This window comes from Nitrosomonas sp. (assembly GCF_022842015.1).
GTDB lineage: Bacteria > Pseudomonadota > Gammaproteobacteria > Burkholderiales > Nitrosomonadaceae > Nitrosomonas.
Map to the genome: position 1 here is coordinate 1 of NZ_JALHQJ010000036.1, position 11,961 is coordinate 11,961.

At 40.3% G+C, this 11,961-nt stretch carries 13 protein-coding genes and 1 tRNA gene; 13 read left to right on the forward strand and 1 reads right to left on the reverse strand.

What is annotated here, in order from left to right; all coding sequences use genetic code 11:
* Nucleotides 1–237: 237 nt before the first annotated feature.
* The 13 genes from Q0C11_RS08260 to Q0C11_RS08320 all read left to right on the forward strand — a co-directional run bounded on the left by Q0C11_RS08260 (nucleotide 238) and on the right by Q0C11_RS08320 (nucleotide 11,395).
* The gene (locus Q0C11_RS08260; RefSeq protein ID WP_293007080.1) at nucleotides 238–993 is read left to right on the forward strand and encodes a hypothetical protein; all 756 of its coding nucleotides are present in this window, start codon (nucleotides 238–240) and stop codon (nucleotides 991–993) included.
* 88 nt (nucleotides 994–1,081) lie between these two features.
* Entirely contained in the window at nucleotides 1,082–2,989 is a 1,908-nt protein-coding gene (gene thrS / locus Q0C11_RS08265; RefSeq protein ID WP_293007081.1) for a threonine--tRNA ligase, read from the forward strand.
* 51 nt (nucleotides 2,990–3,040) lie between these two features.
* Nucleotides 3,041–3,595 (forward strand): translation initiation factor IF-3, encoded by a 555-nt coding sequence (infC, locus tag Q0C11_RS08270; RefSeq protein WP_293007082.1) that lies wholly within the window; start codon nucleotides 3,041–3,043, stop codon nucleotides 3,593–3,595.
* A 116-nt stretch (nucleotides 3,596–3,711) separates the two neighbouring features.
* The gene (rpmI, locus tag Q0C11_RS08275) at nucleotides 3,712–3,909 is read left to right on the forward strand and encodes a 50S ribosomal protein L35 (RefSeq protein WP_293007083.1); all 198 of its coding nucleotides are present in this window, start codon (nucleotides 3,712–3,714) and stop codon (nucleotides 3,907–3,909) included.
* Between the two features lie 11 nt (nucleotides 3,910–3,920).
* Nucleotides 3,921–4,280, forward strand: a complete 360-nt coding sequence (gene rplT, locus Q0C11_RS08280; RefSeq protein ID WP_293007084.1) for a 50S ribosomal protein L20 — start codon at nucleotides 3,921–3,923, stop codon at nucleotides 4,278–4,280.
* 112 nt (nucleotides 4,281–4,392) lie between these two features.
* Complete coding sequence (gene pheS / locus Q0C11_RS08285) at nucleotides 4,393–5,412, forward strand: phenylalanine--tRNA ligase subunit alpha (protein ID WP_293007085.1); 1,020 nt, start codon at nucleotides 4,393–4,395, stop codon at nucleotides 5,410–5,412.
* A 43-nt stretch (nucleotides 5,413–5,455) separates the two neighbouring features.
* Nucleotides 5,456–7,822 (forward strand): phenylalanine--tRNA ligase subunit beta, encoded by a 2,367-nt coding sequence (gene pheT, locus Q0C11_RS08290; protein WP_293007086.1) that lies wholly within the window; start codon nucleotides 5,456–5,458, stop codon nucleotides 7,820–7,822.
* 149 nt (nucleotides 7,823–7,971) lie between these two features.
* Nucleotides 7,972–8,280 carry an integration host factor subunit alpha gene (locus Q0C11_RS08295; RefSeq protein ID WP_106706811.1) on the forward strand — a complete coding sequence of 103 codons (309 nt, stop codon included), beginning with the start codon at nucleotides 7,972–7,974 and terminating at the stop codon, nucleotides 8,278–8,280.
* Nucleotides 8,258–8,638 (forward strand): MerR family transcriptional regulator, encoded by a 381-nt coding sequence (locus Q0C11_RS08300; protein WP_293007087.1) that lies wholly within the window; start codon nucleotides 8,258–8,260, stop codon nucleotides 8,636–8,638. Before Q0C11_RS08295 ends, Q0C11_RS08300 begins: the two co-directional genes overlap by 23 nt.
* A gap of 60 nt (nucleotides 8,639–8,698) precedes the next feature.
* Nucleotides 8,699–8,775, forward strand: a tRNA-Pro gene (locus tag Q0C11_RS08305).
* A gap of 93 nt (nucleotides 8,776–8,868) precedes the next feature.
* Nucleotides 8,869–9,609: a 5'/3'-nucleotidase SurE gene (gene surE / locus Q0C11_RS08310; protein WP_293007088.1), complete on the forward strand. Its 741-nt coding sequence runs from the start codon at nucleotides 8,869–8,871 to the stop codon at nucleotides 9,607–9,609.
* A 46-nt stretch (nucleotides 9,610–9,655) separates the two neighbouring features.
* Nucleotides 9,656–10,318 carry a protein-L-isoaspartate(D-aspartate) O-methyltransferase gene (locus Q0C11_RS08315; protein WP_293007089.1) on the forward strand — a complete coding sequence of 221 codons (663 nt, stop codon included), beginning with the start codon at nucleotides 9,656–9,658 and terminating at the stop codon, nucleotides 10,316–10,318.
* Nucleotides 10,319–10,588: 270 nt separating this feature from the next.
* The gene (locus Q0C11_RS08320; RefSeq protein ID WP_293007090.1) at nucleotides 10,589–11,395 is read left to right on the forward strand and encodes a peptidoglycan DD-metalloendopeptidase family protein; all 807 of its coding nucleotides are present in this window, start codon (nucleotides 10,589–10,591) and stop codon (nucleotides 11,393–11,395) included.
* Nucleotides 11,396–11,456: 61 nt separating this feature from the next.
* Here the strand turns inward: Q0C11_RS08320 and smbP are convergent, their stop codons facing one another.
* A complete protein-coding gene (smbP, locus tag Q0C11_RS08325; RefSeq protein ID WP_293007091.1) occupies nucleotides 11,457–11,822 on the reverse strand; it encodes a small metal-binding protein SmbP in 366 nt (121 codons plus the stop codon).
* Nucleotides 11,823–11,961 lie beyond the last annotated feature (139 nt).

The window sequence follows — 11,961 nt, forward strand, 5'->3', positions numbered from 1 at the left end:
GCGGGCAAGATGGTGTTAAAGCCGGAGGATGACGACGACGATTACGACGATGATGAAGATGATGAGGACGATGAGGAAGAAGAAGGCGAAGATAATGGTAGTGATGATGATGACGAGGATGAATAATTCATCTTTTTAGAGAAGAATGTTCTATAATATATTTTATTAGATATTGATATAATGGACATTGTTTGAATGGCCCGCCTATGGCGGGCTTTTTATTCATTGAGGTTTTGCATGTTGAATCATTTTTCAAGGCCGGATGTCGTTTATCCACATAGAAATAGAGATTACTTTATTGCCGGATTTACTTTTTTTTGTGTAGCTGTAAGTTTAGTAATCGATGGTAGTGCAAGTTATGAAACTCAGAACATGATGGGAGTTGTAGCTTGGATTTTTTTGTTTGGGTTACTAATTGGTGAGAATAAAGAAGTGCGCATGCAGGTTGTAGTAGCGGTAGCATTTGCGACTGCAGGTGAACATTTTGCTTCCATTTACATGGAAGGCTATACCTATCGATTTGGAAATGTACCACTGTATGTTCCGCCTGGACATGGAATGGTTTATTTGACTGCAGTGGCCCTTTCTCGCTCAAGATTTTTTTTGATGTATGCAAAAGAATTGGCAATTTTTGTTATTGTGTCGGGTGGATTATGGTCGCTCTGGGGTATTAGCGGGATACCGGAGCAAGGCGATCAAGTAGGCGCCTTTTTATTTTGCATTTTTGTTATTTGCTTATTCAAAGGGCGGTCACCAATGGTTTATCTGGGTGCCTTTTTTATTTGCACATGGCTTGAGATAATTGGAACGGCAGCAGGAACTTGGAAATGGGCGTCTATTGAACCAGTTTTCAATTGGACCCAAGGGAACCCCCCTAGTGGGGTTGCAGCTTGGTATTGTTTGGTTGATGCAGTAGCTATTGGTTTTGCGCCGAAGATTCTAAATGGTTTGCAAAAAATGAATAACTGGTATAAAACATCACTTGAGAAATAGCCCTAAGCTCGAATAGAATTTTTCTGTGTTATGGGATAATTTGTGACATATCATTTTTGTTAAATATGATTTACTTGAAGGAATATTTGTGACTGTTGTTCGTTTGCCGGATGGATCTGAGCGTATTTTTGATCATCCCGTTAGTGTGATGGATGTTGCTATGATTATTGGGCCAGGCCTTGCACGTGCAGCTATCGCTGGAAAGATCAATGGGAAACTGGTTGATTTAGGCTGCCAAATTGAAGGTGATAGCGATTTGGCGATTATTACAGAAAAGGATAGTGAAGGGTTAGAAGTTATTAGACATTCTTGCGCACATTTGTTAGCGCATGCGGTAAAAGAATTGTTTCCGGAAGCGCAGGTGACTATTGGGCCAGTAATTGATGAAGGGTTTTATTATGATTTTTCTTATAAACGGTCATTTACTCCTGAGGATCTAGCCGCGATTGAGAAGCGGATGACTGAAATCAGTAAACGAGATTTAAGAATAGAACGAAAAATACTGGAGAGAGTTAAAGCAATCGATTTCTTTAAGCAACAAGGTGAACACTACAAAGCGCAAATAATTGAATCAATACCGGGTGATGAAGATTTGTCGCTCTATTCTCAAGGTGATTTTACTGATCTTTGTCGCGGCCCGCATGTGCCTGCTACTTCAAAAATAAAAGTTTTTAAATTGATGAAAGTTGCAGGCGCTTATTGGCGTGGTGATTCAAACAATGAAATGCTGCAACGTATCTATGGAACTGCGTGGACTAACAAGGATGATCAGAAAAATTATTTGCATCGATTAGAAGAGGCTGAGAAAAGAGATCACCGGAAAATTGGTAAGCAATTGAATTTGTTTCATACGCAAGATGAAGCGCCAGGTATGGTGTTTTGGCATCCAAAAGGATGGGCGCTATGGCAGCAAATAGAACAGTATATGAGAGATATTCTGAATCAAAATGGTTATCACGAAATACGAACACCTCAAATTCTGGATAAAGATTTGTGGGTGCGCTCAGGACATTGGGAGAATTTTCGTGAGAATATGTTCACGACTCATTCAGATGAGCGCGATTTTGCCATTAAGCCGATGAATTGTCCTGGTCATGTGCAAATATTTAACCAAGGTTTGCGAAGTTATCGCGAATTGCCGATCCGATTCGCTGAATTTGGTTCGTGTCATCGTAATGAAGCATCAGGAGCATTGCATGGAATTATGCGAGTGCGTGCTTTTACGCAAGACGATGCGCATATTTTTTGTACTGAAGATCAGATTCAAGAAGAAGTTGTGGGATTTATCGATTTGTTGAAAGTTGTTTATACAGATTTCGGTTTTCGAGAAATTTTGATAAAGCTTTCAACTCGTCCGCAAAAGCGCGTCGGATCAGAGGCACAGTGGGATAAATCAGAAGCTGCGCTGGAAGCCGCACTCAATGAGGTTAAGTTGGAATGGGAGCGACAACCAGGCGAAGGTGCGTTTTATGGCCCAAAAATTGAATTCTCACTCAAAGATTGTATTGGCCGTGTGTGGCAATGTGGCACATTGCAATTAGATTTTTCAATGCCTGATCGCTTGGGTGCGGAATATGTAGCTGAAGACAATTCACGCCAAGTACCGGTCATGCTGCATAGAGCTATACTTGGTTCAATGGAAAGGTTTATCGGGATATTGATAGAAAATTATGCGGGCGCATTACCTTTGTGGTTGTCGCCTGAACAAGTCGTTGTATTAAATATCTCTCGTACACAGATTGATTATGCGCAGGAAGTGACTGCTCAGTTAAGGGATAATGGCGTCAGAGCGAGTTTAGACTTGAGAAATGAGAAGATAACCTATAAAATTCGCGAGCATAGCTTGCAGAAACTTCCGTATCAAATTATTGTTGGAGATGAAGAAGTACGAGCAAATAAAATCGCGGTTCGTAATCGGGCGGGTGAGAATCTTGGCCAAATGACATTGCCAGACTTCCTCGTGCGGTTTAATGAAGAGCGTTCGTCAAGAGTGTGATTCTTTTATTTAACTAATTTTGGAGAATTTGCCATAGTTCAGGATAAATCAGTGCGCATCAATGAAGAAATTGATGTGCCAGAAGTACGTTTGATTGGCGTAAATGGAGAGCAAATTGGTATTGTTTTGCTTGCAGATGCAAACGCCTTAGCGGAGGAAGCGGGAGTCGATTTGGTTGAGATTGCTCCAACGGCGCAACCACCAGTTTGTCGATTGATGGATTATGGTAAGTTTCGATATCAAGAAAGCAAGAAAAAGCACGATGCGAAATTAAAACAGAAGCAAGTCCAAATTAAAGAAATTAAGTTTAGGCCAAATACGGATGAAGGTGACTATAATATTAAGTTAAGGAATCTAATAAATTTCTTGAATGAAGGTGACAAGGTAAAGGTAACGTTGCGTTTTCGTGGACGTGAAATGGCGCATCAAGAGTTTGGTATGCGCTTACTCGAGCGTGTGAAAGATGATTTAGAGTCCTTTGCGATAGTGGAGCAGTTTCCTAAAATGGAAGGGCGACAGATGGTTATGGTACTATCTCCTAAAAGAAAAGATACGAAGGCAGATAGACCAAAAGTAGCAGAGGAAGACTCGCTGACATCAACGTAGGTAGTATTGAGCTTGAGTAATTTCTTGTAATTAAATGTGGAAATAAGTGATTATCAGGTCTGTAAAGTTTTTCTATCATGAAAACACCTGGTTTCATGTTAAATGAGGAGTATTTTATGCCCAAGATGAAAACCAAGAGTGGAGCTGCGAAGCGCTTCAGGTTTAGAGCGAGTGGAAGTATTAAGCGCTCGCAAGCTTTCAAACGCCATATATTAACAAAAAAAACAACAAAAAATAAACGTCAATTACGAGGTATAACGGAAGTTCATTTTACCAATGAAGCCGCTATCCGCACTATGATGCCTTACGCATAACAGGAGTAAACATGCCTAGAGTAAAACGTGGTGTAACCGCTCATGCGCGGCACAAAAAAATATTAGATTTAGCAAAAGGCTATCGAGGACGTAGAAAGAATGTCTATCGTATAGCAAAGCAAGCTGTTATGAAGGCTGGTCAGTATGCATATCGTGATCGCCGTCAACGTAAAAGACAATTTAGAGCTTTATGGATTGCGCGGATTAATGCAGCCGCTCGTGAGTGTGGTTTGTCGTATAGTGTATTTATGAATGGTCTCAAAAAAGCTAGTGTCGAAGTGGATAGAAAAGTATTGGCTGATTTGGCTGTATTTGATAAGAGTGCTTTTGAGAAAATCGTAGAACAAGCCAAAGCTAGTTTAGCGACATAATTAATAGCGATAAAATGCTGATGGGAGGTCGGGTAAAACCTGAGCCTCCCTTTTTCTTATGAAAATAATAATGAGGTGAGAAGTAATTCTTAATTCTCAACGCTGAATGGGCATGGAAAATCTGAAAGAAATTATCTCTGAAGCAGAAAGTTTGATGAACAGGATCGAAGATGCTACAGAACTGGAAAATGTTAAAGCGCGTTATCTCGGTAAGAGTGGTATTCTTACTCAACTACTTAAAGGGTTAGGAAAGCTTCCGGTTGAAGAGCGCCCTATCATAGGCAGTCAAATCAATGAAGCAAAGATTCAACTAGAGGCAACGCTTAGAAATCGACGGAGCGCAATTCAAGCCAAAGAGCTAGAAACAAAATTGACGGAAGAAGCATTAGATGTCACTTTGCCAGGTAGAGGCAATGGTGCTGGTGGACTGCACCCCATAACACAGACTTTGCAGCGTATCGAGGCACTATTCCATTCAATTGGCTTCAATGTGGTTTCAGGGCCTGAAATAGAAACAGATTTTTATAATTTTACAGCCTTAAACATTCCAGAAAATCATCCAGCTCGCGCTATGCATGATACATTTTATATCGATAATGGTGATTTGCTACGAACACACACATCACCGGTTCAAATTCGCTATATGCAGAACAATAAGCCGCCAATAAAAGTGATTGCTCCAGGCCGGGTTTATCGATGTGATTCTGATGTAACGCATACACCAATGTTTCATCAAGTAGAAGGCTTATGGATTGATGAGAATGCCAATTTTTCTGCTTTAAAAGGTATTCTGGCTAATTTTATGGCACAATTTTTTGAACGTGATGATTTGCCGGTAAGATTCAGGCCATCATTTTTTCCATTTACTGAACCTTCTGCTGAGATGGATATTGGTTGTGTAATGTGTCATGGAGAGGGTTGTCGAATTTGTAGTCATACAGGTTGGTTGGAAGTGCTCGGATGTGGAATGGTTCATCCCAACGTATTAAAGCATGTTGTGATTGATAGCGAGCAATATATCGGATTCGCCTTTGGTTTAGGCGTGGAGCGTTTGACAATGCTCAGGTATGGTGTTAATGACTTGAGATTATTTTTTGAGAATGATTTGCGCTTTCTTAGACAGTTTAATTAAATCCGAAAAATGTACACACTTACTGTATTAGCTGTAAATTCCCATGAAATTTTCTGAAATCTGGTTGCGAAGTTTTGTTAATCCTCTCTGTTCTAGTGACGAGCTTGCGCATGCGCTAACGATGGCTGGCATTGAAGTTGAAAGCGTTGAGCCAGTAGCATCAGCATTCAAGAATGTGGTTGTTGCGGAAGTTCTTTCAGTTGAGAAGCATCCTGCGGCAGATCGACTATCAGTTTGTAATGTTAAGACGGGAAAATTAGATAATGATTTATTGCAGATTGTTTGTGGTGCATCCAATGTAAGAGCAGGGGTAAAAGTGCCTTGCGCACTGGTCGGAGCAATCTTGCCAGGTTTTGTAATCAAAAAAACGAGGTTACGAGGTATAGACTCTGCTGGAATGTTATGTTCGGCGAAAGAATTAGGTATTAGTGAAGTTTCGGATGGATTGTTATTGCTTCCCAATGATGCGCCGGTAGGTGCTGATTTTCGTAGCTATTATGAGCTTGAGGATGGTGTTTTTACATTGAGTTTGACTCCTAATCGAGCTGATTGTTTAAGTGTACAAGGTATAGCACGTGAGGTTTCAGCTATAACAGATACTGCCTTACATCCGCGTGCACTAGAATTTGTTTCTAATGAAATTGATGATACATTGAATGTACACGTGACTGCCCCAGATGCTTGCCCGCTATACTGTGGTCGGATACTGCGAAATATCAATCTCGATGTGGCAACGCCATTGTGGGTGGCGCAGAGACTAGAACGTAGCGGGTTACGGTCTATTAATTCTGTAGTTGATATTACCAACTATGTGATGTTGGAAACAGGTCAACCCTTGCATGCCTTTAATCTGGCTAAGATAGCTGGGTCTATCCAGGTACGCTTTGCATTGCCACAGGAAAAAATTCAATTGCTGAACGGTAATCAAGTAGAGTTGACTCCAGAGATGCTTCTAATAACGGACGAGAATAAACCGCTTGCATTGGCCGGTATCATGGGTGGCTTGGAGAGTGGTGTGACGCATGGCACAACCGATATTTTCTTAGAAAGCGCATTTTTTAGTCCTGATGTAATTAGCGGCAAGTCATTCCATCTGGGTTTTAGTTCAGATTCGGCTTATCGTTTTGAACGCGGGGTAGATTTTGCTGCAACAAGAGGCGCACTTGAACGTGCTTCATACCTGATTCATAACATTTGTGGAGGTCAGGCAGGTACGGTAATTGAAATGAAACATGAATTACCTCAGCGATCTTCAGTAGATGTGCGTATTGAACGAATAAAACGGATACTAGGTATCGACATCAATAAAGAGCAAATAGCTAATTATTTTAAGCGACTAGGATTTAAGTTCTCTGAAGAAGATGAGTGTTTTAGTGTAATGTCACCAACATATCGCTTTGATCTAACGATAGAAGAAGATTTTGTTGAAGAATTGGCGCGCATTTATGGTTACGATCATATTCCAACTCATTATCCGCATGCCAGTATGCCGATGTTACCAGCATCAGAAACACAATATTCCACGATAGACATTAAAAAAACATTAATAGATCGTGATTATCAGGAAGTTATTAATTATGCTTTTGTAGACGCTGATTGGGAAGCTGATTTCGTGGATAATCATAAGCCAATTGCGTTGCTGAATCCGATTGCAAGTCAGATGAGTGTGATGCGTAGTACGCTAATAGGCGGTCTAATTTCTAACCTGCAGTTTAATTTGAATCGTAAGCAAGTTAGGGTGCGCTTGTTTGAAATCGGTTGTTGTTTTATACGTGAAAACGAAAGTGATTGTAAACAAATAGAAAAGGTTTCTGGGCTTAGTCACGGGGATTTTTTATCTGAGCAATGGGGAGCACCAGCAAGAGACATTGATTTTTATGATATTAAAGCAGATGTGGAAGTTTTGTGCCGAGATAAGCCGATTAGCTTTGAGAAATTTCTTCACCCGGCATTACATCCCGGGAAATCGGCGGAGATTTGCTTTGAGGGCAAGATTGTTGGATGGATTGGTGAATTGCATCCATGCTGGCAAAAGAAATACGGTTTACAAAAAAGTACAATATTGTTTGAGCTTGATTTAGACAGCCTGAAACCGAAACTTCTTCCGCTTGTTAAGGAAATTTCTAAATTTCCGCCCGTAAGGCGAGATATTGCAATTATTGTCGATAATGATATTAGTGCACACTCATTACTGTCCTGTATGCAGGCAGTGAAATCGCAGATTATATCGGATATATCGTTATTTGATATTTATCGTGGTAAAGGTATGGAAAGTAACAAAAAAAGTCTTGCATTCCGTGTGTTGTTGCAAGATACTGAGAAAACATTGACAGATGAGCAGGTGGAATTTGCAGTAACTAGCTTAATAAAAATATTGAAAAATAAGTTTGGTGCCGAATTGCGTAATTGATGCTTGTTAAGATTCATACTTGAGTGTACTTCGCAGATTAATGGTCTTGATAGATTATTAATCTGTATTTGCTAAGAGCGCTACTAATTAATGAATAGCCTCATATGTTGAGGATATTTACAAAAAATTATAACTAAAAGGAGTAAAGCATGGCGTTAACAAAAGCTGAATTAGCGGATCTATTATTTGAGAATGTCGGACTAAATAAACGTGAAGCAAAAGACATGGTTGAGTCTTTTTATGAGGAAGTGCGTACTGCTTTACAAAATGGTGAGGGTGTTAAGTTGTCTGGTTTTGGCAATTTTCAGTTGCGCTCAAAGCCACAACGTCCAGGCAGAAACCCAAAAACAGGTGAAGAAATTCCGATTACTGCACGTCGTGTAGTGACATTTCATGCTAGTCAGAAGTTAAAAGCCTTGGTCGAAAAAAATTATCATGGAAAACAAAAAAGCAAATAATACATTGCCGCCAATTCCTGCTAAACGTTATTTTACTATTGGGGAAGTTGGCGTGCTTTGTGATGTTAAGCCGCATGTGTTGCGCTATTGGGAGCAGGAATTTTCACAATTAAGACCGGTCAAGCGTCGTGGGAATCGTCGTTATTACCAACACCAGGAGGTTTTATTAATACGGCGTATTAGAGAACTGTTGTACGAACAGGGTTTCACAATCAACGGAGCGCGGAATCAATTAGAATACACGACTGCAAAATCAAATGCATCTGATGGAGACAATATTAATTTTCTTTCTTCAACGATGGATTTGAGTTATGTTCGATGTGAAATTAAAAGCATTAGGTCACAGTTGCTTTCTTAATGTAGTATTTTAGTGATAGCTTCAAAAGTTTGAGTATTTTGTTTGCTATAATTATACATTCGGGGCGTAGCGCAGCCTGGTAGCGTACTTGCATGGGGTGCAAGTGGTCGGAGGTTCGAATCCTCTCGCCCCGACCATTCGATTGAGTATGCCTGTAAATATGATTGACGCAAGGTTTAATGTGCAGGAATATTCCTTTTGCTATATATTGATAATCAGTAACTTATAAAATGCGCATATTGCTCAGTAATGATGATGGCTATTTTGCGCCGGGCCTTGCTTGCCTTGCTGATTTTCTCTCGAAAATGGCAGAAATTATAGTAGTCGCCCCTGAAAGAGATCGAAGTGGATCTAGTAATTCTTTAACACTAGATCGTCCACTCACTTTGCAAAAATCTCATAATGGTTTTTATTATGTCAATGGAACACCAACGGATTGTGTTCATCTGGCAGTTACAGGTATGCTTGATGTAATGCCTGATATGATTATTTCCGGCATTAACCAAGGCGCCAATATGGGTGACGATACGATTTATTCAGGTACTGTTGCTGCTGCTACGGAAGGTTTCTTGCTAGGAATTCCTTCATTTGCTGTTTCTTTGGTTAATTCATCTAATGGAAACTACTTGACAGCTGCGCGTGTTGCAGCTGATATGGTGAATCGCTTCAGAGAAAATGAAATTCAGAGCCCGGTCTTGTTAAATATTAATGTGCCGGATATTGAGTATCAGCAACTCAAAGGTGTTGAAGTTACTCGACTGGGACGACGCCATAAGGCTGAGCCAGTGATCAAATCACAAAGCCCTCGTGGTGAAGTTATGTATTGGGTCGGAGCTGCTGGCCCGGCACAGGATGCGGGTAGAGGTACAGATTTTTATGCAACTCAAAATGACCGGGTTTCAGTGACTCCGCTGCAGATTGATTTAACCCGATATGATCAATTGGATCTCATAGCAAGGTGGCTAGATTAAGTACCTACTATGTTTAAGTGATATGAATTTTTGTGGGTACTAATTGGTGAATGTGCGTCATTCTGGGATTGGTATGACCTCTCAGCGTACACGTATGCGTATGATTGAGCGTCTACGTGCACAAGGGATCGCTGATGAAGTGATTTTATCAGCGATGGGTACAATTCCTCGTCATATATTTGTTGAAGAAGCTCTTGCAAGCAGAGCTTACGAAGATGTTGCTTTACCCATAAATTATGGACAAACCATTTCGAGTCCATGGATTGTTGCACGTATGAGCGAATTATTGCGTGTAAATCCAAATTTAGAAAAAGTGTTGGAAATTGGTACTGGTTGTGGATATCAAACTGCTGTATTAGCAAAGATTGCACAGAAAGTTTATTCGGTAGAGCGCATTGGACCATTATTAACGCGCACAAGAATTCGATTGCAAGAATTGCAAATTAGGAATGTTTATTTAAAACATGCAGATGGTTTACTTGGACTTGCAGAAGCGGGGCCATTTGATGGTATTATCATGACAGCTGTAACCACACATGTTCCTACTTTATTATTAGAACAAATAGTTGTTGGTGGCAGAATGATTTTTCCGAAAGGGACTCAGAAGCAGAATTTGTGTGTTATCGAGCGCAATTCTCAAGGTTATAATGAGACTGTACTGGAAGAGGTGAATTTTGTCCCCTTGTTGGGGGGGGTTATAAAAAAATAGTAGTTCAGGGAACATAAAATGACAAATGTTGTAATGATTAAACTGACCAATACTGATAGCTGTAATTGTATCGTTAAGTTATTTATTTTTATTGGAAGAAAACTAAGATCATGCACATGTAATTTTTATTTGCTACTCGCTACCTATCTTTTTCTGTTGGGATGTAGCACAACACAACCGCCTGTGCCAGTCGTCGATCGTGTGAAAGCCGATTCTGCTGGGTCAGCTAGGTTGGTTGAATCCAATAACCTGGATGGTCAATTTTATATCGTGCAGCAAGGAGATACCCTATATGGAATTGCACTTAAAAACAATGTTGATTACAAAAAATTAGCGGAGTGGAATGGAATTACTGATCCAAGCTCCATCAAACTAGGGCAAAAAATTAGCTTGTCTACGCCGATAAGTGATTCACAGCCTATATTGTTTGCTTTACCTCAGCAACCGATAGCTACAGCAATTGAACCGGGCATAGATTCTTCTGATTTCGCAACTTCCGCGGCAAATATTAATAAGCTAAAAACGAGTCCAAAAGCTCTTAAGTTGCCTTTCTCAGAACAAAATGTGGCTCGATTACAATATCCAGCAAATAATAACTTGCCATCCGCATCGCAGTCTTTCACAGCTTCCCCTGCTGCGACAGCAAATACTAAAATTGAAACTGCTCCCCAACCGGAATCGCCAAGATCAGATATGCTGGCTAGTCATTCTGTCGCTGAATGGATCTGGCCTACAACAGGAAAATTACTATCATTTTTTTCTAAGAATTCCAAGGGTGTAAAGATATCAGGTCAGGCAGGACAGCCAATATTGGCTTCGGCTGCAGGTGAGGTGGTCTACAGTGGGCATGGTCTTCGTGGTTATGGAAATCTGATCATTATCAAACATAACAATATATTTCTCAGTGCTTATGCGCATAACAGCAGGTTACTGGTTAAAGAAGGGGATGCTGTGGCAGGAGGGCAAAAAATTGCAGAGATGGGAAATACTGATACAGATATGACCCAGTTGCACTTTGAGATACGTAAACATGGTAAACCAGTTGATCCATTGGAATATTTACCCAATCAATCCTAACTGATGGAACGCTAAAGCTAAATTAGTAAATGGTAGAACAGCCATCATAACTAATACCGCCTCACTCTGAAGCAGGGGGGCGCATATATTCTAGAGCTTGTAGGGTGTGTTTGGTTGCTGCCTCAGAATCATCTTGTTTAGCGCGGGCGATGGCTTTTTCCAGATGTTTGATAGATTCCGTTATGCGTTGATGTGATACTGCTAGCTCATTTTCTGCAGCTTTTGCATGAGTGAGGCTTTCCTGTGCATATTCTAGTAAGGTCTTGACGTGCCCCGCTTTGCCATGTATGTGTGCAGTTTCTGCATGTTTTATAGCTTCAGTTGTATGGTGGTGACTAGAATTTGATGCAGAGATCGCTGAGGAGCTGAAGAAAAGCGATAATACACACATAACTGCGATAATGATTTTTGGTTGTCTGGATTCCATAATACCACCTCCATGTCAATTAATAATGTCCATATGCCTATAGCATAATCCCATGGCAACTTATAACATAACAATCGGTTTTTAGTTATAGCATCGTTTGAGATAAGCAAGACTTTTGTATAGTCTGAAAAGATTGAAT